Source organism: Shinella pollutisoli, from assembly GCF_024609765.1.
Taxonomy (GTDB): Bacteria; Pseudomonadota; Alphaproteobacteria; order Rhizobiales; family Rhizobiaceae; genus Shinella; species Shinella pollutisoli.
This window is the reverse complement of record NZ_JANFDG010000001.1, coordinates 174,454-194,847: the sequence shown is the minus strand read 5'-3', so window position 1 is coordinate 194,847 and position 20,394 is coordinate 174,454. Positions and strand designations below refer to the sequence as shown.

Genomic DNA, 20,394 nt, shown 5'->3' with positions numbered 1-20,394 from the left:
ATCGATCAAACCGCGATGACGGGAGGACGCGCGGGAGCTAGACGATGCCGAGATAGCGCTCGATCTCCCAGGGAGAGATTTCCCTGAGATAGCCGCAATAGTCCTGGAACTCCTTGCGCCGGATCGCCGCGTACATCTCGACGAAATCCGAACCGAACAGGAAATGTGCGGCTTCGCTTGCCGCGAAGCGCTCCACCGCCTCGCCGAGATCGCGTGGCAGGGCCTTTTCCGCCACATAGGGCAGGTCGTAGACGCTGCCCTCGGCGGCAGGGCCGGGGTCGATCCTCTCGCGGATGCCGTGGAGGCCGGCGGCGAGGCACATGGCGAGCGTCGTGTAGGGGTTCGAGTCCGCGGACGGCACGCGGAACTCGACGCGCGTCGCCTCCGGACTGTCGTTGATGACGCGCAGCGCGGCCGTGCGGTTCTGCACGCCCCAGCTCGGCATCACCGGCGCCCAGGTGCCGGGCACGAGGCGCTTGTAGGCATTGACCGTGTGTGAGCACATCAGGAGCAGTTCCGGCATCAATCGGTTGACGCCGCCGATGAAGTGCCGGCAGGTCTCGCTGATGCCCTGCGGATCGTCCGGATCGGCGAAGGCGGGCCGGCCGTCGCGGTCGCGCAGCGACAGGTGCATGTGGCCGGAATTGCCCGGCAGCGCCTGCGAGACCTTGGCCATGAAGCCGGCGACGAGGCCCTTGCGGGCGAAATAGGCGCGGGCGAAGTTCTTGAACAGCACGGCATTGTCGGCGGCGCGCACGCCGGTCGTATAGGTCAGCGGCGCCTCGAAGAAGCCCGGCCCCATCTCCGAATGGATGGCGTCGAGCGGTACGTCCAGCGCCGCCATGGTCTTCCTCAGGCCGTCGATCAGCTCGGCGTGGACGGCGGCGGTCTGCAGCGAATAGGTCCGGTTCTCCGGGGCGAAATGCCGGGGATTGCGGTAGCCGTTGGCCTTCATCTCGGCGCGCGTCTCGTCGAACAGGTTGAACTCGAACTCGAAGGCGGACTGGACCGTGAAGCCGAGGCGCCCTGCCTCGGCCAGTTGCGTGAGCAGGAGGTTGCGCGGCGACTTGGCGCCGAAGGCGCCGGTGAAGTCGGCGATGCAGAAGGCGGCCCTGTCCTCGAACGGATATTTGCGCAGCGTGTCCGCGTGGAGCTGCGCCGGCCGGTCGGGAAAGGCCGTCTCGACGAACTGCTTCTCGTCGATCGTCCAGTAGTGGACCACCTCGCAGAAGGCATAGCCGCTCTGGGCGAGCTTCACGGCCTTGTCGGCGCTCACCGACTTGTGGCGCAGCTCCGCCTCCACGTCCGGCAGGCCGATGTGAACAGTCTCCGCGCCGATCGTCTCGAGTGCGGCCCTGAAGTCGTCCGCTGACTGTTTCTCTTTGATCACGGTAGATTTCCTGTTATGTTTTGAAGAACTTAACCCTCCTTCCCGGCCGGCCCCATATCCCCAAGAGAATACTCGGATGAGCGACGACAAAGCGCTGAAGGCAGGCTCGGGAATCTTCGTGCCGCTGGTGCGCGCGCTCGGCAGCCCGGATTTCTGGAAGGAATTTGAAGCGGTTACGGGTAATCTTCTCGCCTATGACGATTTCGTCGTGCTCACCTACCGGCCGGACAGCAAGCCCGACTGTCCGTCCGATTCGCTGACGCCGGAGCGGCGCAAGGTGCTGATCGACGACTATCTCGCCGGTCCCTTCCTGCTCGATCCGTTCTATTCGGTCGCCGTGCAGACCGACATGACGGGCGTGCACAGCGTGCGCTCCGTCGCGCCCGACAAGTTCACCTCCAGCCGCTATTTCCAGCTCCACTATTCGCGCACCGGCATCCGTGACGAGCTCGCGCTGGTCACGCGCCCCTACCGGGATTTCTGCGCGGTGGTGAGCATGATCCGCTCGGCCGAGCTCCGCCTCTTCGGCCGGCGCGAGATCGAGCGCGTGCGCGAGCACGAGGCGCTGCTCGGCGCGCTGGTCGAGCAGCATGTCGTGCAGAGCGCGGGCACCACCAACCAGCGGACCGTGCAGCTGCGCGAGGCGCTCGGCCAGATCTCGACAAAGCTTTCGGCCCAGCTCACGCCGCGCGAGCTGGAGATCGCCATGATGATCCTGCGCGGCCATTCCTCGCTGTCGATCGCCTGCAGCCTCGACATCGTCGAGGGCACGGTGAAGATCCACCGCAAGAACATCTACAAGAAGCTCAACATCTCCAGCCAGGCGGAGCTCTTCTCGCTCTTCGTCGCCCACATGCTGGAGACGGACGTCAAAGCCTGATCCAGATCATCTTCGTCTCGGTGTATTTCTCGAGCGCGTGGAGCGCGCGGTCGCGGCCGATGCCGGACTGCTTGTAGCCGCCGAAGGGCACCGTGATGTTGCAGGGGTCCCAGGCATTGACCCAGACCATGCCGGCCTCCAGCCGCCTGGCGGTCCGGAGCGCCGTCGAGACGTCGCGGGTCCAGATCGCCGAGGCGAGGCCGAAGCGGCTGTCGTTGGCCATGGCGAGCGCATCCTCCGCGGTGTCGAAGGGGATGACGGCGAGCACCGGGCCGAAGACCTCCTCCTGCGCTAGGCGCCCCTCGTTGGGGATGTCGGCGACGATGGTCGGCGTCATGTAGTAGCCGGCGGGCGCCTCCGCCCAGCGCTCTCCGCCGCAAAGGATGCGGCCCTCGCGGCGGCCGATCTCGGCATAGTCGAGCGCGGTGCGCAACTGCGCCGCGTCGACCATCGGGCCGAACAGCGTGTCCGGGTCGAGCGGGTCGCCCGGCCGCCAGGCCTTTGCCTTCTCCACCAGCAGCGCGAGGAAGCGCTCGTAGATCGGCCGCTGCACGAAGAGGCGCGAGCCCGCCGTGCAGACCTCGCCCTGGTTGTAGAAGATCGCCGCGGCGGCGGTCTCGGCGATCGCCTCCAGATCGTCGCTGTCGGCCATAACGATGTTGGGCGACTTGCCGCCGCATTCCGTGCTGATCCGCTTCATGTTCGACCGGCCGGAATATTGCAGGAACAGCTTGCCGACCTCGGTGGAGCCGGTGAAGGTGACCATGTCGACGTCCATGTGCAGGCCAAGCGGCATGCCGACCTCCGGGCCTTCTCCCGGCAGGACGTTGAAGGTGCCCGCCGGCATGCCCGCCGCGTGCATCACCTCGGCGAGCAGCAGGGCCGAGAGCGGGCTCTGCTCGGCGGGCTTCAGGATCACCGAGTTGCCGGCCGCCAGCGCCGGCGCCACCTTCCAGGCGGCCATCAGCATCGGGAAGTTCCAGGGCACGACGGCGGCCACCACGCCGAGCGGCTCGCGCACGACGAGCGAGAGATCGCCGTCGCCGACAGGGCCGGTCTCGCCATAGACCTTGTCGATCGCCTCCGCATACCAGCGGAAGGTCTTGACCGCGTTGTCGAACTCCATCGCGGCGAAGCGCACCGGCTTGCCGATGTCGATCGCGTCGGCCAGCACGAAGTCGTGCCTGCGCGCCTCCATCAGGTCGGCGACGCGAAGCAGCAGCGCCTTGCGCGCCGAAGGCTCCAGGCCGGCGAGGCTGCGGGCGCGGAAGGCGCGGCGCGCGGCCGCCACGGCCTTGTCGACATCGGCCGGGCCGCAGCGGGCGATCTTCGCGTTCAGCGCTTCGGTCGCCGGGTTGATGCTGTCGAAGGTGGCGCCGCCCTCGGCGTCCACGAAGGCGCCGTCGATATAGGCGCGGGTCTGCAGCGTGAGGGTGGCGCGGTGCTTCTGCCAGTCGGCGCGGGTCTTCATCGGTCGGGTCTCCTCAGGCGGCCGCGTCGAGAATGGCGATCGCGCCGTCCAGGGTATAGGGGCGCGGATTGACGGCGGCGGTCGGGTCGGAAAGCGACATCTCGGCGATGCGGCGGAAGTCGGCCCGGCCGATGCCGAGGGCGGAAAGCGTCGGCGGGATGCCGAGTTCGACGCGCAGGTCGAGGAGCCAGGCCTGGAAGCCGTCGAAACCGCCGATAATACCGAGATGGTGCGCGAGCCGTCCGATCTTGTCTTCGATCTCCGGGCGGTTCCAGGCGAAGACGAAGGGCATCAGCACGCCATTTATCAACCCGTGGTGGACATGGTAGAGCGTGCCGATCGGATGGGAGAGTGCGTGGACCGCGCCGAGGCCGCGCTGGAAGGCGACCGCGCCCATCATCGAGCCGATCAGCATGTTGCCGCGCGCCGAAACGTCGGAGCCGTCGGCGAAGACCCGCGGCAGGCTCTCCTTGATGAGGCGCGCACCCTCCAGGGCGATGCCGTCGGCCATCGGATGCGGATATTTCCCGCACAGCGCCTCGATGTTGTGGGTGAGCGCGTCCATGCCGGTCGCCGCCGTCAGCCCGGCGGGCAGGCCGAGCGTCAGCTCCGGGTCGAGGATGGCGACGGCGGGCAGCAGCTTCGGATGGTAGATGATCTTCTTGGTCTCGGTTCCGGAATTGGTGATCACCGTCGCGCGGCTCACCTCCGAGCCCGTCCCGGCCGTGGTCGGGATGGCGATGGTCGGCAGGATGGCGGCGGCGTCGGCCCGTTTCCACCAGTCGCCGATATCCTCGAAGTCGAAGACAGGCCGTGTCTGGCGGGCCATGAAGGCGACCGTCTTGCCGAGGTCGAGCGCCGAGCCGCCGCCGAGCGCCACCACGCCGTCGTGGCCGCCGGCGCGGAAGGCGGCAAGGCCGGCCTCCAGGTTGCGGTCGTCGGGGTCGGGGCGGACCTCGGCGAAGAGGCGGGCCGGATAGCCCGCTTCCTCCAGCGATTGCTGCGCGCGGGCCGTCATCTCCAGCGCGGCGATGGCCGGGTCGGTGATGAGGAGCGGATTCTTCAGGCCGAGCGCCCGGCAGGCATCGCCGAGCTCCTTCAGGCGCCCGGGGCCGAACTTGACCTGGGTCGGATAGCTCCAGTCGGCGGAAAACATCGTCGTCGTCCTTTCGAAAAGGGTCAGCGCAGGAGGAAGGGATTGGCCGTCGACGGTTCCTGGGCGATCCAGACCGACTTGACCTGCAGGTATTCCTTGATGCCGTCGAGCCCGCTCTCGCGGCCGATGCCGCTCGCCTTGTAGCCGCCGAAGGGACTGGTGAAGCTGACGGCGCGGTAGGTGTTGATCCAGACCGTGCCGACGTCGAGCGTCGCGGAAAGGCGTAGCGCGCGGCCGATGTCGCGCGTCCAAACGCCGGCGGCGAGGCCGAAATCGACGTCGTTGGCGATCCTGACCGCGTCGGCCTCCGTTTCGAAGGGGATGACGGCGAGGACGGGGCCGAAGATTTCCTCCTGGGCGATGCGCATGTCGTTGCGGACGTCCGTGAAGATGGTCGGCTCGACGAACTGCCGGCCCTTCGCGCCCGGCCCGGCGAAGGCCTTGCCGCCGAGCACGCAGGTCGCCCCCTCGGCGCGGGCGATGTCGATGTAGCTCATAACCTTCTCGAACTGCGCCTGCGTCGTCACGGGGCCGACATTGGTCTCGGGGTCCATCGGGTCGCCGATCCGCGCCTTGCCGGCGATCGTCACGAGCTTTTCCATGAAGGCGTCGTGGATCGAGCGCTGCAGCAGCAGGCGCGAGCCGGCGATGCAGGTCTGGCCGGTCGCGGCGAAGATGCCGGAGATGGCGCCCATCACCGCGGCGTCGAGATCGGCGTCTTCGAAGACGATGTTCGGCGACTTGCCGCCAAGCTCGAGGCTCACATGCTTGATCTGCTCGGCCGCCTTCGCATAGATCCGCCGGCCGCCGATATCGGAGCCGGTGAAGGCGATCTTGCTCACCAGCGGATGCTCGACGAGGGCCGCCCCCGCCTCGGCGCCGAGGCCGGTGACGACGTTCACCACGCCCTTCGGGAAGCCCGCTTCCTCGAACAGGGCGGCGAATTCCAGCGTCGAGGCGGAGGTGAACTCGGAGGGCTTGATCACCGCCGTGTTGCCGGCGGCGAGCGCTGCCGCGAGCTTCCAGGCGAGCAGCAGCAGCGGCGAATTCCAGGGCGTGATCATGCCGACCACGCCGAGCGGCTCGTAGCGGGTGAAGTTGAAGATGCCGGCCTTGTCGGAGGGGATGACCGCGCCCTCTACCTTGTCGGCAAGCCCGCCGTAATAGCGGTACCATTCGGCCATGTAGCGCGTCTGCGCGGACATTTCGGCATGGAGCTTGCCGTTGTCGCGCGTCTCGATCTCCGCGAGCCGGGCGCTGTCGCGCTCGATCAAGGCGGCGAGCCGGTTGAGGAGCTTGCCGCGCGCCGTGGCCGTCAGCGTCCGCCATTCGCCGTTGAAGGCCGCATGGGCGGCGCGGACGGCGGCGTCGACGTCCTTTTCATTCGAGCGCGGGATTTCCGCCCAGACTTCGCCGAGATAGGGGTTCTCGCTCGGAAGGAAGCGGCCGTCCTGCGGCGGCACGCGGGCGCCGTCGATGTAATTGTCGTAGGTCTTCATGAAGGGCTCCCGTTCGTCCTGCTGTGCGCGTCGGCCTGCAGATTGTCGGGAGAGCATCGGCGGCGCCATATCCCTCAAGGAAGGGATGGGCTACCGCGTCACCACGCCTCCGTCCGCCGGACGAAGGCGGCGAGTGCGGCGCAATTGTCCGGCGCGCCGAGCCGCGCGAGCGTCCGGTCGGCGAGCGCCTCGGGCAGGACGCGGCCGCGCCGCGTTTCGAGGAGGGCGCGCATGTAGTCGTCGCGGAACTCCGGGTGCCCCTGGAAGCTGATCGCCCGGCCCGGATACCAGAAGGCGGCGTTGCGGCAGAAGTCCGACGAGGCGAGCAGCACCGCGCCCTCCGGCGGCCGGGTCACCTGGTCCTGATGGAAGGCGTGCATGTGCAGCGCCTGCAAGGGAAAGCCCTCCGGCGCCCCGGCCGGATCGACGTCGTAGGCATGCGGCCCGAGGCCCCATCCCATCGGCGAGCGGATCACCTCGCCGCCGAGCGCGCTGGCGATCGCCTGATGGCCGAAGCAGATGCCGACCAGCCGGCGGCCGTTGGCGAAGGCGGCGCGGATGAAATCCTTGAGCGGTGGGATGAAGGCATGATCCTCGTAGACGCCGTGGCGCGAGCCGGTGATGACCCACAGGTCGTTGTCCTCCGTCGCGGGCGGCGGGACGCCGTCGATGAGCGGATAGACGGTCGCGGTCCCAGGGGCGCAGCCGAGCCATTCGGCCGCCATTTCGGGATAGGAGGCGAAACGCCCGCCCAGTTCCTCGGGCGGACGGCCCACCTCCAATATGCCCACCTGCATTCAGCTCTCCTCCTTTGCCGCGCCCGTGTCGCGGCGCAGCGCACGCCGGCGCAGGAAATCGGCGAGGACGACGAGGCCCATCGCCGGGATGAAGTTCAGCGTCGCCAGCGCCGGATAGATCGGCGACGAGCCGACCGTGATGCCCGAATAGATGAAGATCGGCAAGGTGCGCATCGAGCCGTTCAGCGAATAGGAGAGGTAGAAATTCCCCCAGGAGAGCAGGAAGGCCATGATCATGGCGGCGGAGATGCCCGGCCAGATCATCGGCAGGGTGATCTCGACCAGCACCCGCCAGTCCGAGGCGCCGGCGTCCCGCGCGGCGTCCTCCACCGTGTCGTCGAAGCCGTAGAGCTGCACCGCGACGATGATCATGACGAAGGGCGTCACGTAGATGACGTGGCCGATGATCAGCGTCGGGATACCGAGGCGGAAGTCGAACACCGTACCGAGCACCGAGAACCACAGGAGCAGCATGACGCCGAGCAGGAGCTGCGGGAAGAGGACCGGCAGGAAGGTGAGCGCCTGGAGCGCCTGCTTGAAGCGGAAGCGGTAGCGCATCCACAGGATGGCGCCGCAGGTGCCGAGCACCGTGCTGACGAGCATCGTCGCGACGGCGACCAGCGCCGAGGTGCGCAAGGCCGGCAGGAAGTCCGGCCGCTCGAACAGCTCCCGGTACCAGTTGAGGGTGAAGCCCTGGACGGGGAAGGTGAGGACCCGGCTGTCGGCGAAGGAGAAGAAGGCGAGCGTGACGATCGGGATGTAGAGGAAGACCAGCAGCGCGATCATCCAGCCGGAAAGCCCGATGTCGAGGAGCCTGTTCGTAAGCGGGTTCCTCATGCCTCGGCTCCCTTCGCGGCCTGTTCCTGCCGCGTCCGCTGCACGAGCCGGACGGCGACGGCGAGCACGATCGTCGCGATCGCCACGAGGACCACCGTCAGCGCGGCGCCGAGCGGCCAGTTGACGCGGGTCTCGAAGGTCTGGCGGATCAGCTCCGGTGCGAGCGGCGACTTGCCGCCGCCGAGCACCTTCGATTCGAGGAAGGTGCCGAGCGTCAGCACGAAGACGAGCACGGCACCCGCATAGAGGCCGGGCCGCGACAGCGGCAACGTCACCTCGCGGAAGGTCTGCCACTTGCTGGCACCTGCGTCGTAGGCGGCGAGGATCAGGTCGCGGTCGATGCGCTTCAACGAGAGATAGATGGTGAAGAGCGGATAGACCGAGAGATTGTAGACGACGCCGAGCAGCGTGGCGCGCGGCGTGAAGAGAAAGTTGAGCGCCTCGTCGCCGAGCCCGAGATGCTGGAGTAGCCAGTTGCCGATGCCGTTGCGGTCGAGCACCAGCACCCAGCCGAAGGTCTTCAGCACCGCGTCGGTCAGGAAGGAGAAGATGATCAGGATCTGGATGTGGCTTGCATAGTTCTTCAGCCGCGTCGCCAGCGCATAGGCCGCCGGATAGGCGATCAGGATGCAGAGAAAGGTGCTGAGGAAGGCCATCGAGACGGTGCGGCCGATCACCACCCAGTAGCTGTACTTGCTGAAGACCTCCGACCAGACGCGCAGCGACCAGACCCATTGCAGCTGGTAGGAGCGCATCTCCTGGAAGGTCAGGAGCAGCGTCAGCAGGATCGGGCCGATGAAGAACAGGGTGAGGAGCGTCAGCAGCGGGAGCGAGTTCAGCAACACGCCCCTGTCCTGCCAGCTGCGGTCGAGGACCCTCATGGCCGGTCCCCCAGGAGGTAGGACTTCGCCGGATGGAAGCCGACGCTCACGGGCGCGCCGACGGGGATGTGGGCGGTGTCGAAGCCGGAGCTCTCGAGCACGAAGGGCACGTCCAGCGCCTCCGTGCGGATGCGGTACTGGGTCGAGGAGCCCTTGGTGAACTTCTCGTCGACGGTGCCGGCGATCGTCCACATGCCGGGTGAGGGCGCGCCGGAGAGGATCTCGCCGTCCTCCGGGCGGATCAGGAGCAGCCCGGCATCGCCGTGCGCCTCGGGGGAAACCCGGTCGGCGCCGAGGAGGGCCGCGGTCTGGTCGCCGCGCAGCGGCCGGACCGAGAGGCCATCGGCGGTGCTCGCGACCGACACGGGCAGGAAGTTCGTCTCGCCGATGAAGCCGGCGACGAAGCGGTTGGCGGGGCGGCGGTAGATGTCGAGCGGCACGCCGAGCTGGACGATCCGCCCGCCGACCATCACGCAGATCCGGTCCGCCAGCATCATCGCCTCCTCCAGATCGTGCGTGACCAGCACGAAGCTGGTGCCGAGCTCGCGATGGAGCTTCTTCAGCTCGGCCTGCAGCGATTTCTTGAGCTTGGCGTCGAGCGCGCTCATCGGCTCGTCGAGGAGCAGCACGCCGGGGCGCGAGACGAGCGCGCGCGCCAGCGCCACGCGCTGCTGCTCGCCGCCGGAAAGCTGGGCGGGGTAGTGCGTCAGGTACTCGTGCCGCAGGTGCATCAGGTCCATCATCCCGCGCACGCGCTCTGCCCGTTCGGCGGCGGGCACTTTGGCGATCCTGAGCGGGAAGCTGATGTTCTCCTCGACCGTCTTGTGCGGGAAGAGCGCCAGCTTCTGGAACACCATCCGGGTCGGGCGGGCCGCGGCCGGAACGTCGCTCATTTCCCGGTCCTCGATGAAGAGCTCGCCGGAGGAGGCCTGCTCGAAGCCCGCGAGGATCTTCAGGAACGAGGTCTTGCCGCAGCCGGAGGGGCCGACGAGCGCGATGAACTCGCCCTTGCGGATGGTGAGCGAGATGTCGGTGAGCGCCCGGAACGAACCGTAGTTCTTGGAGATGGATCGCGAGTCGATGATCGGTTGAGACACGGAGGGCGTCCTTTCGGGAAGGAGGCGCCGCCCGGCCGGTCCGCCGGGCGGCGAGGTCGTCAGCGCGCGGAAAGCTCCTCGCTCCAGATCGCCAGGAAGTCGTCGATGTTGGGGATGGGGCGCAGGAAGTTCGAGCCCGCGCGCGCCGTCGGCACATAGTCGAGCTGCAGGGCGACGCGCTCCTCGGCCGTGAACAGGTCCTCGGTCGCCTTGGTGGGCACGAGGTTGCTGGTCGCCGCGGTGATCGCGAGCTTGCGGGCCGTCTCGGGGGCGACGATGTATTTCAGGAACTCCTTGGCGACCTCGGGATTGCGGCCGTTGTCGACGAGCCCCGTCGCCTCCATCCAGATGATGCCCTGCTTGAGCCCGTCCCGCTCTTCGGGGATGACCGAGACGACGTTGAGGTGCCCGCGCACGCGCAGGTTCAGCGTCGTGTAGGTGCCGCCGCCGATGAGCCCGTAGAGCGAGCCGTCGAGCAGGCCCTTCTGGGCGATCGCCATGTCGCCGACGATGGCGCGGGTGTTCTTCAGCGCGGCGGCGATGACCTTGCGAATTTCGGCAAGCGCGTCCTCGTCGAGTTCGTCCCAGGGGTTGATGCCGGCATGGAGCACGAGCGGCAGGATCGGCCACTCGCCCCAGTCGAGAAGGCAGATCTTGTCGCGGTAGGCCGGGTCGAAGACCGGGTCGAGCGAGCGCCAGTTCTCGACCTTGTCGTGGTCGAGGTTGACGGACGGGCCGACCCAGCCCCAGCGCGAGGGCAGGCCGGTGATCTTGCCGTCGAACAGCAGCGGGTCGAACGGCGCCTGGAACTCGGGGTAGAAGCCGGCATACTGCTCGGCGAACTCCGCCGGGTCGAGATAGCGGGCGAAGCCCGCCGGGCCCATGCGCTGGATCCAGGGCAGGTCGGACGAGACGATGTCGCAGTCGCGGTATCCGCCGGCCGCGAGCTTGGCGAAGCCGCCCGGCGAGTCCGTGATGATGTCGACGCTGAAGGCGACGTCGTGCTTGGCCGAGAACGGCTCGAGGATGGCCTGGGCGTCGTAGCCTTCCCAGCACATGTAGGCGAGCTGCTCCTTGGCCGCGAAGGCCGGCAGGGGAGCGGCCGCGCTCACGGCCGCGGCACCCATTCCCTTGAGGAAGGTGCGCCTTTTCATGTGGTGATACGCTGACAACGAGTGTTTCATCTGCCCTCCTCCGGACCTGTCGGTCTGCCGTGTTGATGCTGGTTGTTCCCGGGTATCAAGGTTGTCCTTTCGGGGGCAATTCGGGGATATCCCTAAGGGAATAACCTGCCGTTCCGCCTGCAAACGCCCGCAAAAAGAGGCCTTTGCGCCCCTCGGCCTCAGTCGGCCCGCGGGTTGCGGACGAAGGCGGCGGCGTTCGCGCGCACGGTCGTCTCGATATAGTTGATGACGCTGCGGATGCGCGGGACGTCGCGCAGGTCGCGGTGGCAGACGAGGCAGTAGCTGCGCCGGAGCTCCGTCGCCTGCGGCAGCACGATCTCCAGCTCCGGATAGCGCGACGCGATGAAGTGCGGCAGCACGCAGAGGCCGAGCCCGCTCCGCGTCGCCGTCAGCTGGGCGAAGATGCTGGAGCTCTGGAAGGCCGGCTTGATGCCGCGATGCACGTCGCCGAGATAGTCGAGCCCCGGATTGAAGATCATGTCCTCGATGTAGCCGATGAACGGGTGGGCGAGCAGGTCGTCGCGCGTGGCGATCGGCCGGCTCGCCGCGAGATAGGAGCGGGCGCCGTAGACGTGCAGGCTGTAGTCGAGGATCTTCTCGGAGAAATAGGGGCCGGCCTTCGGCGGATCGAGCGTCACGGCGACGTCCGCCTCCTTGCGCGACAGCGACATGATCTGCTGGATCGTCACCAGCTCCAGCGAGATCGCCGGGCACTGCTGCGTGAAGGCGGGCAGGCGCTCGGTGAAGAAGAAGTTGGAAAAGCCTTCCGGTGCGCTCAGCCGCACGACGCCGCGCTGTGCGGTGGCGCCCGAGGAGATGTCGGCCTGCAGCCGTTCCGTCTCTCCCTCGATCCGCTCGGCCGTCTCGACGAAGCGCTGGCCCACCGGCGTCAGGATGTAGCCGCGCGCGTTGCGCTCGAAGAGCTTGACCTTGAGGGTGAATTCCAGCCGGTCGATGCGCCGCGACACCGTCGCGTGGCTCGTGCGCAACTGGCGGGCGGCAGCCGAAAGATGGCCGGTCCGCGCGACGGCGAGGAAGAACTGCAGGTCGTCCCAGGTGAATTGCGGGTGCGTGTTCATCGATCCCGTCTGTTCAAAAATGAACAGGCCCTGTTCGGAAATAGCCGTCCGTTTGCTCTTGTGTCAATTCGGAAATTCCGGAAACTGCGAGGAAGGCCGGTTGCTTGAGGAGGCGTCCGGGCGTTTTTGAACAGATTGGCAATCTGCGGTCTCTGGGAGGAGAACTCATGCACAAGAAACTGATGGCATCGATGGCGGTGTTGCTCGCAAGCTCGACGGCGGCCTATGCGGACGTCTCCGACGGCGTCGTGAAGATCGGCATCCTGAACGACCAGTCCGGCGTCTATGCCAATTTCGGCGGCAAGTATTCCTACGAGGCCGCGAAGATGGCGGTCGAGGACTTCGGCGGCAAGGTGCTCGACGCGCCGGTGGAGGTCATCACCGCCGACCACCAGAACAAGCCGGACATCGCCTCCAACATCGCCCGGCAATGGTACGACACCGAGCAGGTCGATTCGATCATGGAGCTGACGACGTCCTCCGTCGCGCTCGCCGTGCAGGCGATCTCCAGGGAGAAGAAGAAGATCGACATCGTCACCGGTGCGGCGACCACCGAGCTCACGGGCGCGCAGTGCAGCCCCTACGGCTTCCACTGGGCCTACGACACCTATTCGCTCGCCGTCGGCACGGGCGGCGCACTGGTGAAGGAGGGCGGCGACAGCTGGTTCTTCCTGACCGCCGACTACGCCTTCGGCTATTCGCTGGAGGAGAACACGGCCGAGTTCGTCAAGGCGAACGGCGGTACGGTCACGGGCGCGGTGCGCCATCCGCTGGCGACCACCGACTACTCGTCCTTCCTCCTGCAGGCGCAGTCGTCGGGCGCCAAGGTGATCGGTCTCGCCAACGCCGGCCTCGACACCTCCAACTCGATCAAGCAGGCGGCCGAGTTCGGCATCGTCGCCGGCGGCCAGCGGCTCGCGGCCCTGCTCTTCACGCTCGCAGAGGTGCACGGCCTCGGGCTGGAAGCGGCGCAGGGCCTGACGCTGACGGAAGGCTTCTACTGGAACCGCACGCCGGAGACGGTGGAATTCGGCAAGCGCTTCTTCGAGCGCACCGGCGCCATGCCGAACATGGTCCATGCCGGCACCTATTCCTCGGTGCTGCAATACCTGAAGGCGATCGAGAAGGCCGGCACCGACGAGACGGAGGCCGTCGCCAAGGCGCTGCACGAGATGCCGGTCAACGACATCTTCGCCGAGAACGGCAAGGTCGGCGCCAACGGCCGCATGATCCACGACATGTACCTGATGGAAGTGAAGAAGCCGGGCGAGAGCGACGTGGCGTGGGATTACTACAAGGTGCTCGCCACCATCCCGGGCGACCAGGCCTTCATCGATCCGGCCAAGAGCGGCTGCGACCTGGCCGCGCAGTAGAGCGCCGGTCCGCGACGATGACGTTCGCCGTGCCAGAAAGCAGAAAGGAGCCGCGGACGGTCTTGTCCGCCCGCGGCCTCAGCATGAGCTTCGGCGCCTTCAGCGCCGTGCGCAATGTCGATCTCGACGTGCACCATGCGCGCGTCCACGCGCTGATCGGGCCGAACGGCGCCGGCAAGACGACGGTCTTCAACCTCTTGACCAAGTTCCTGACGCCGACCGGCGGCACGATCACCTTCATGGGCACCGACATCACCCGGCTGCCGCCCGACCGCGTCGCCCGCATGGGCCTGGTGCGCTCGTTCCAGATCTCCGCGGTCTTCCCGCATCTGACCGTGCTCGACAACGTGCGCGTCGCCCTGCAGCGGCCGAACGGGCTCGCCACGCAGTTCTGGCGGCCGCTGTCGGCGCTCGACAGCCTGAACGAGCGCGCCGACCGGCTGATCGCCGCCGTCGGCCTCTCCGAGGCGCGCAACGCCATGGCGGCGGACCTCTCCTACGGGCGCAAGCGCGTGCTGGAGATCGCCACCACGCTGGCGCTCGATCCGAAGGTGCTGCTCCTCGATGAGCCGATGGCCGGCATGGGCGGCGAGGACGTCGCCGTCGTCGCCGGCATCATCCGCAACGTCGCCCGCGACCGCGCCGTGCTGATGGTCGAGCACAATCTCAAGGTCGTCGCCGACATCTGCGACCACGTCACCGTGCTCCAGCGCGGCGAGATCCTCGCGGAGGGCGACTACCGTACGGTCAGCGAGGACCCGCGGGTGCGCGCCGCCTACATGGGCACGGAGGAGGCCTGACATGGGAGCGCTTCTTCAGGTCGCCGACCTCCATGCCTGGTACGGCGAAAGCCACGTCCTGCACGGCGTCGACATGACGGTCGGCGAGGGCGAGACGATCACCATCCTCGGCCGCAATGGCGTCGGCAAGACGACGACGCTGCGCACCATCATGGGCATCATCCGCGCGCGCAAGGGCGAGATCCGCTTCGCCGGCCGCGACATGCTCTCGGTGCCGCTCCACCGCACCGCCCATGCCGGCATCGGCTTCGTGCCGGAGGAGCGCGGCATCTTCGCGAGCCTGACGGTGGAGGAGAACCTCACCCTGCCGCCGGTGGTGGCCGACGGCGGCATGCCGCTGGAGGAGATCTACGACCTCTTCCCCAACCTCCTCGAACGGCGCGCGAGCCAGGGCACCAAGCTCTCCGGCGGCGAGCAGCAGATGTTGGCCATGGCGCGCATCCTCCGCACCGGCGTGCGCCTCCTGATTCTCGACGAGCCGACCGAGGGTCTTGCCCCGGTCATCGTCCAGCGCATCGGCGAGGTGCTGCAGAAGCTCAAGGCGCGCGGCATGACGATCCTGCTCGTCGAGCAGAACTTCCGTTTCGCCAGCCGCATCGCCGACCGCTTCTACCTGATGGAGCACGGCCGGATGGTGGCGGATTTCCCGGTCGCGGAGCTGCCGGACCGCATGACGACGCTCAACAAGGTGCTGGGAGTGTGACGCCATGACGACGATCTTCGGCATTCCGCTCGCCGCCTTCCTCGGCCAGCTGCTGATCGGCCTCATCAACGGCTCGTTCTACGCGATGCTGAGCCTGGGGCTCGCCGTCATCTTCGGCCTGCTCCGCGTGATCAACTTCGCCCACGGCGCGCAATACATGCTCGGCGCCTTCGTCGCGCTGCTGCTCCTGCAATATCTCGGCGTCGACTACTGGCTGGCGCTGGCGATCGCGCCGCTCGTCGTCGGCCTGTTCGGCGCGCTGGTCGAGCGCACCATGCTGAGCCGGCTCTACGATCTCGATCCGCTCTACGGCCTGCTCTTCACCTTCGGCCTGGCGCTGACGATCGAGGGCACGTTCCGCTATCTCTACGGCGCGGCCGGCCAGCCCTATTCGGTGCCGCCGGCGCTTTCCGGCGGCACCAATCTCGGCTTCATGTTCCTGCCGAACTACCGCGGCTGGGTGGTCGCCGTCTCGCTCGTCACCTGCCTCGGCACCTGGCTGCTGATCGAGAAGACCAAGCTCGGCGCGTACCTGCGCGCCGCGACCGAGAACACCGTGCTCGTGCAGGCCTTCGGCATCAACGTGCCGCTCCTACTCACGCTCACCTACGGCTTCGGCGCGGCACTCGCCGCCTTCGCCGGCGTGCTCGCCGCGCCGATCTACCAGGTCTCGCCGCTGATGGGCACCAACCTCATCATCGTCGTCTTCGCGGTGGTGGTGGTCGGCGGCATGGGCTCGATCCTCGGCGCCATCGTCACCGGCTACATGCTCGGCATCGCCGAGGGCCTGACCAAGGTGTTCTACCCGGAGGCGTCCAACATCGTCATCTTCGTCATCATGGCCATCGTGCTCCTGCTGCGGCCGGCCGGCCTCTTCGGAAAGGATGCCTGACATGGCGGACATGGTCGAAACGACGGCAAGCGGCGAGCGGAGTGCCACGGCGCAGTCGATCCGCATCGGCTTCCTGCTGGCGGGGCTCGCCGCGCTCGCCGTGGCGCCGCTCTTCCTCTACCCCGTCTTCCTGATGAAGCTGCTCTGCTTCGCGCTCTTCGCCTGCGCCTTCAACCTGCTGATCGGCTATACGGGCCTGCTCTCCTTCGGCCATGCCGCCTTCTTCGGGGGCGCCGCCTATTTCACGGCGCATGCGGTCAAGGAATGGCACCTGACGCCGGAGCTCGGCATCCTCGTCGGCGTCCTCGGCGCCGCACTCCTCGGCCTCGTCATCGGCTTCTTCGCCATCCGCCGGCAGGGCATCTACTTCGCGATGATCACGCTGGCGCTCGCGCAGATGTTCTATTTCTTCTGCCTGCAGGCGGAGTTCACCAAGGGCGAGGACGGCATCCAGGGCGTGCCGCGCGGCCATTTCCTTGGCCTCCTCGACCTGTCGACCTCCACCAACATGTATTATTTCACGCTCGCCGTCTTCCTGGTCGGGCTCCTCGTCATCTGGCGCTTCGTCAACTCGCCCTTCGGCATGATCCTGAAGTCGATCCGCGAGAACGAGCAGCGTGCCGTCTCGCTCGGCTATTCGGTGCAATATTACAAGCTCGGCGCCTTCGTCATGTCGGCGGCGCTGGCGGGGCTTGCCGGCGGCACCAAGGCGCTGGTCTTCCAGTTCGCGACGCTGACCGACGTCACCTGGCAGATGTCGGGCGAGGTGATCCTGATGACGCTGCTCGGCGGCATCGGCACGCTGATCGGCCCGGTCTTCGGCGCCGGCCTCGTCGTGACGCTGCAGCACTACCTCGCGACCTCCGACTTCCCCGTCACGATCGTCACGGGCGTCGTCTTCATGGCCTGCGTGCTGCTCTTCCGGCGCGGCCTCGTCGGCGAGTTCTATGCCTCGCGGCTCGGTCGGCGGCTAGGCTTCGCCTACCGGCGGTAACCGCGATGGAGGACGCAGAGCACGTCCGCTTCGAACGGCAGGGATCGGCGGCGATCGTCCGCCTCGACCGGCCGCGCGCGCTGAACAGCCTGACCCTGCCGATGGTGCGCGCGATGAAGGCCGCGCTCGTCCGCCATGCGACGGACGCCTCCATCTCCTGCGTCGTGCTGACGGGGGAGGGCGAGCGCGGCCTCTGCGCGGGCGGCGACGTGCGCATCGTCCACGACCTCGGCCGGCGGGGCGACCCGGAGGCGACGCGCTTCTGGCGCGAGGAGTTCCCGCTCAACGCGCTCATCGCCCGCTACCCGAAACCCTATGTCGCGCTGATGGACGGCATCACCATGGGCGGCGGCGTCGGTCTTTCCGCGCACGGCAGCCTGCGCATCGTCACCGAGCGCACACGCCTCGCCATGCCGGAGACCGGCATCGGCTACTTCCCGGATGTCGGCGCGACCTGGCTTCTGCCGCGCGCGCCCGGCGAGGCGGGCACCTGGATGGGGCTTGCCGGCAGCGAGATCGGGGCGGCGGACGCGATCCACGCGGGCCTTGCAGACCTTCTGGTGCCGTCCGCCCGGCTCGGCGAACTGGTGGCGGCGCTGGCGGGCCTGCCGCCGGATGCGGGGCAGGATCGCGCCGTCGAGACGGCCGCGCGGTTCGCAGTGCCGGTCGAAGGCGGCGTGCTCGCCCGGAACGCCGCGCTGGTCGACCGCACGTTCCGCTTCGACAGCGTGGCGGAGATCCTGACGGCGCTTGCGGCGGAAGCCGACCCCTTCGCCGCCGAGGCGCTCGCCACGATCGGCCGCCGCTCGCCGACGAGCCTCAAGCTCACGCTGAGGCTGCTGCGGCTCGGCCGCGACAGCGCCGGCCTGGAGGAATGCCTCGACCGCGAGTTCGCCGCCGCCGTCCATCTCCTGACGCAGCACGATTTCTACGAGGGCGTGCGCGCCGCGCTGATCGACAAGGACCGCGCCCCGAAATGGTCGCCGGCCACCCTCGACGCGGTGAGCGACGCGGCGGTCGACGCCTATTTCGCGGGCGGCGGCAGCCTTTTTCCGCAAGGAGGATGACATGACGACGATCGCATTCGTGGGCCTCGGCAACATGGGCGGCCCGATGGCGGCCAATCTGGTGAAGGCGGGCCACGCCGTCGCGGGCTTCGACCTGTCCGAAGCCTCGCGGGCGGCCGCCGCCGCGACCGGCGTCGTCGCGGCGGCGACGCTCGCAGAGGCGGTCGAGGGGGCCGCGTGCGTCGTCACCATGCTGCCGAAGGGGGCGCATGTGCTCTCCGTCTGGCAGGAGCTCTGCGGCCTCGTCGCGGACGGCACGCTGATGATCGACAGCTCGACCATCGATGTCGAGAGCGCGCGCAAGGCGCATGCGCTCGCCGCCGCGCGCGGCTGCCCGTCGCTCGACGCGCCGGTCTCCGGCGGCACCGGGGGCGCGGCCGCCGCCACGCTCACCTTCATGGCCGGCGGCTCGCAGGCGGCCTTCCGGCAGGCGGAGCCGATTCTCGCCGCCATGGGCCGCAAGAGCGTGCATTGCGGCGGCCCCGGCGCCGGGCAGGCCGCGAAGATCTGCAACAACATGATCCTCGGCATCTCGATGATCGGCGTCTGCGAGGCCTTTGCGCTGGGCGAGAAGCTCGGGCTGTCGCACCAGGCGCTCTTCGACGTCGCTTCCACCTCCTCAGGCCAATGCTGGTCGCTCACGTCCTATTGCCCGGTCCCCGGCCCGGTTCCGGCTTCGCCCGCCAACAACGGCTACAGGCCCGGCTTCGCCGCGGCGCTGATGCTGAAGGACCTGCTGCTCGCGCAGGAGGCGGCGCTTGCCACGGGTGCTGCCACGCCGCTCGGCGCGGAGGCGGCGCAGCTCTACGGCCTGTTCGAGAAGCAGGGCCACGGTGCGCGCGACTTCTCGGCCATCGTCGAGATGCTGCGGGGGCCACAGGCGGGCTGAGGAGACGCCGGCGGAACAAAGGCGCCGCCTCTCCGGTTTCTTCGGCAGGCGTCGCCCTCTGGGCGGCGGGCCCCGAGGAGAAAAGCCATGAGCGACCCGAAGAACACCTCCCGCGAGGAGGATTTCCGCGACTACGAGCAGCGCGATATCCGCGACGGCTGGCCCTATGCGGACCAGGACGAGGATCCCAAGGCCCGGCGCAACGCCCCCTACGGCACGACGGCGGCGAACTTCGAGGAGATCGAGAACGAGGGCGTCGACATTTCCGGCGACCCGGATGCGCAGGAGATCCACGGCGCGCCGCTGCCCTTCTCCGACGGCACGGAGGACACCATCGCCGACGACGACCTGGAGAACCGTATCACCGAGCGGCTGGAGGAGGACGGACGCATCGACATGGCCTCGCTGGAGATCGCCGTCCGCCACGGCGTCGCCCATATCGAAGGGTCGGTCGATAGCGACGAGGACCGCGGCCACCTGATCGCGCTCGTCCGCGCCATGGCGGGCGTGCGCGACGTGCGTGCGGACGGCCTGTCGTCGCGCGGCGTCGACAGCCACATGCCGCGCGATGCCGACGAATAGTCAGGCCCGGGCCGCGGCGCGCCGCCAGATCGTCACGAGCGGCCCGTCCGCGCCGTAGAGGGGATCGCTCTCCGGAACCGGCAGGGCCTCTATGGCCGCCAGCTGGTCGATCGTCGCCTCGGTCGTGAGGATGTCGGCGTGCTGGCCGGGCGGATAGCCGCCGACGACGAGGAAATCGCCGCTGGCCGACAGCCGCCGGTGGCCGGTGCCGGCGGGAAGCACGAGGCAATCGCCGGCCCGGACCGAAAGGCGGGCGCCCGTCGGTCCGCCGATCAGGAGCTCGGCCTCTCCCCCGGCAATGCCCAGCACCTCGTGCGCGCCGGAATGATAGTGCTGGTAGGCGAAGACGCCGTTGCGCCAGAGCCCGCGCCATCCGGCCGCGCCGAACCGCCGCTCGAACGCCGCCGCCCGGTCGTCCTCTTCCGGCGGGAAGACCGCGCGATAGGCGAGCACCGGCAGGAACGGGTGGTTGGGCACCCATTCGCTGGCGGAAAAGACGAGCGTCTCCGGCTCGGTCATGCGCTCCTCATCCGTCCGATTTCGGCGCCTTGTCGAAATCCTTGCGCAGCTCGTCCTTGGCCTTCTCCAGCGTCGCGCGGCGGCTGTCGGAAAGCTGGTCGCCGGCGCGGTTGATGTAGAAGGTGAGCATGGACATGGCCGACTGGAACGGGCTCGACTTGCGCCGGTCGCTCGCCTCGGCCGAGCGCCGCAGCGACTGGGCGATCTTCCTGGCGCTGCGCTGCTTGAAGACGCCCTCCTCGAGGTCCATCGCATCGCTGTTCTCGGTGACGTCCTGGGACCATTTCTTCTTGCTTTCGGCCAT

General features: G+C 68.1%; 21 protein-coding genes. 9 read left to right on the top strand and 12 right to left on the bottom strand.

The window, feature by feature from the left end; genetic code table 11:
- Positions 1–37: 37 nt before the first annotated feature.
- Positions 38–1,390: a glutamine synthetase family protein gene (locus NNZ72_RS00990; RefSeq protein ID WP_257311342.1), complete on the bottom strand. Its 1,353-nt coding sequence runs from the start codon at positions 1,388–1,390 to the stop codon at positions 38–40.
- A 76-nt stretch (positions 1,391–1,466) separates the two neighbouring features.
- Between NNZ72_RS00990 and NNZ72_RS00985 the strand changes: the two genes are divergently transcribed.
- A complete protein-coding gene (locus tag NNZ72_RS00985; RefSeq protein WP_257311339.1) occupies positions 1,467–2,270 on the top strand; it encodes a helix-turn-helix transcriptional regulator in 804 nt (267 codons plus the stop codon).
- Here NNZ72_RS00985 and NNZ72_RS00980 read toward each other — a convergent pair.
- From NNZ72_RS00980 to NNZ72_RS00940, 9 genes are all read right to left on the bottom strand, one after another.
- A complete protein-coding gene (locus NNZ72_RS00980; protein WP_257311337.1) occupies positions 2,260–3,741 on the bottom strand; it encodes an aldehyde dehydrogenase family protein in 1,482 nt (493 codons plus the stop codon). The genes NNZ72_RS00985 and NNZ72_RS00980 overlap by 11 nt on opposite strands.
- 13 nt (positions 3,742–3,754) lie before the next feature.
- Positions 3,755–4,897, bottom strand: coding sequence for an iron-containing alcohol dehydrogenase (locus NNZ72_RS00975; RefSeq protein ID WP_257311334.1), 1,143 nt, complete (start codon positions 4,895–4,897; stop codon positions 3,755–3,757).
- Between the two features lie 23 nt (positions 4,898–4,920).
- Complete coding sequence (locus tag NNZ72_RS00970; RefSeq protein WP_257311333.1) at positions 4,921–6,396, bottom strand: aldehyde dehydrogenase; 1,476 nt, start codon at positions 6,394–6,396, stop codon at positions 4,921–4,923.
- A gap of 98 nt (positions 6,397–6,494) precedes the next feature.
- Positions 6,495–7,193: a type 1 glutamine amidotransferase gene (locus NNZ72_RS00965; RefSeq protein WP_257311329.1), complete on the bottom strand. Its 699-nt coding sequence runs from the start codon at positions 7,191–7,193 to the stop codon at positions 6,495–6,497.
- Complete coding sequence (locus tag NNZ72_RS00960) at positions 7,194–8,030, bottom strand: ABC transporter permease (protein ID WP_257311326.1); 837 nt, start codon at positions 8,028–8,030, stop codon at positions 7,194–7,196.
- Positions 8,027–8,911 (bottom strand): ABC transporter permease, encoded by an 885-nt coding sequence (locus NNZ72_RS00955; RefSeq protein WP_257311324.1) that lies wholly within the window; start codon positions 8,909–8,911, stop codon positions 8,027–8,029. The genes NNZ72_RS00960 and NNZ72_RS00955 overlap by 4 nt, the downstream gene beginning before the upstream one ends.
- Positions 8,908–10,008 (bottom strand): ABC transporter ATP-binding protein, encoded by a 1,101-nt coding sequence (locus tag NNZ72_RS00950; protein WP_257311321.1) that lies wholly within the window; start codon positions 10,006–10,008, stop codon positions 8,908–8,910. Before NNZ72_RS00950 ends, NNZ72_RS00955 begins: the two co-directional genes overlap by 4 nt.
- A 59-nt stretch (positions 10,009–10,067) precedes the next feature.
- Positions 10,068–11,192, bottom strand: coding sequence for an ABC transporter substrate-binding protein (locus NNZ72_RS00945; protein ID WP_257311319.1), 1,125 nt, complete (start codon positions 11,190–11,192; stop codon positions 10,068–10,070).
- Between the two features lie 158 nt (positions 11,193–11,350).
- Positions 11,351–12,271, bottom strand: a complete 921-nt coding sequence (locus tag NNZ72_RS00940; RefSeq protein ID WP_257311317.1) for a LysR family transcriptional regulator — start codon at positions 12,269–12,271, stop codon at positions 11,351–11,353.
- A 167-nt stretch (positions 12,272–12,438) separates the two neighbouring features.
- On the opposite strand from NNZ72_RS00940, the gene NNZ72_RS00935 reads away from it, so the two are divergent.
- From NNZ72_RS00935 to NNZ72_RS00900, 8 genes are all read left to right on the top strand, one after another.
- On the top strand, positions 12,439–13,644 hold the full coding sequence (locus tag NNZ72_RS00935) for an ABC transporter substrate-binding protein (RefSeq protein WP_257311314.1): 1,206 nt from the start codon (positions 12,439–12,441) through the stop codon (positions 13,642–13,644).
- Positions 13,645–13,661: 17 nt separating this feature from the next.
- The gene (locus tag NNZ72_RS00930) at positions 13,662–14,444 is read left to right on the top strand and encodes an ABC transporter ATP-binding protein (protein ID WP_257311311.1); all 783 of its coding nucleotides are present in this window, start codon (positions 13,662–13,664) and stop codon (positions 14,442–14,444) included.
- A 1-nt stretch (position 14,445) separates the two neighbouring features.
- The gene (locus tag NNZ72_RS00925; RefSeq protein ID WP_257311309.1) at positions 14,446–15,147 is read left to right on the top strand and encodes an ABC transporter ATP-binding protein; all 702 of its coding nucleotides are present in this window, start codon (positions 14,446–14,448) and stop codon (positions 15,145–15,147) included.
- Positions 15,148–15,151: 4 nt separating this feature from the next.
- Positions 15,152–16,039, top strand: a complete 888-nt coding sequence (locus NNZ72_RS00920) for a branched-chain amino acid ABC transporter permease (protein WP_257311307.1) — start codon at positions 15,152–15,154, stop codon at positions 16,037–16,039.
- Position 16,040: 1 nt separating this feature from the next.
- A complete protein-coding gene (locus tag NNZ72_RS00915; RefSeq protein WP_257311303.1) occupies positions 16,041–17,033 on the top strand; it encodes a branched-chain amino acid ABC transporter permease in 993 nt (330 codons plus the stop codon).
- Between the two features lie 5 nt (positions 17,034–17,038).
- Positions 17,039–18,100: an enoyl-CoA hydratase/isomerase family protein gene (locus tag NNZ72_RS00910; protein ID WP_257311300.1), complete on the top strand. Its 1,062-nt coding sequence runs from the start codon at positions 17,039–17,041 to the stop codon at positions 18,098–18,100.
- 1 nt (position 18,101) lies between these two features.
- Entirely contained in the window at positions 18,102–18,989 is an 888-nt protein-coding gene (gene mmsB, locus NNZ72_RS00905; protein WP_257311297.1) for a 3-hydroxyisobutyrate dehydrogenase, read from the top strand.
- 87 nt (positions 18,990–19,076) lie between these two features.
- Entirely contained in the window at positions 19,077–19,571 is a 495-nt protein-coding gene (locus NNZ72_RS00900; RefSeq protein WP_257311293.1) for a BON domain-containing protein, read from the top strand.
- Here NNZ72_RS00900 and NNZ72_RS00895 read toward each other — a convergent pair whose 3' ends face one another.
- Positions 19,572–20,090: a cupin gene (locus NNZ72_RS00895; protein ID WP_257311290.1), complete on the bottom strand. Its 519-nt coding sequence runs from the start codon at positions 20,088–20,090 to the stop codon at positions 19,572–19,574. It lies immediately after the preceding gene.
- A 7-nt stretch (positions 20,091–20,097) separates the two neighbouring features.
- On the bottom strand, positions 20,098–20,394 hold the full coding sequence (locus NNZ72_RS00890; protein ID WP_257311287.1) for a DUF3175 domain-containing protein: 297 nt from the start codon (positions 20,392–20,394) through the stop codon (positions 20,098–20,100).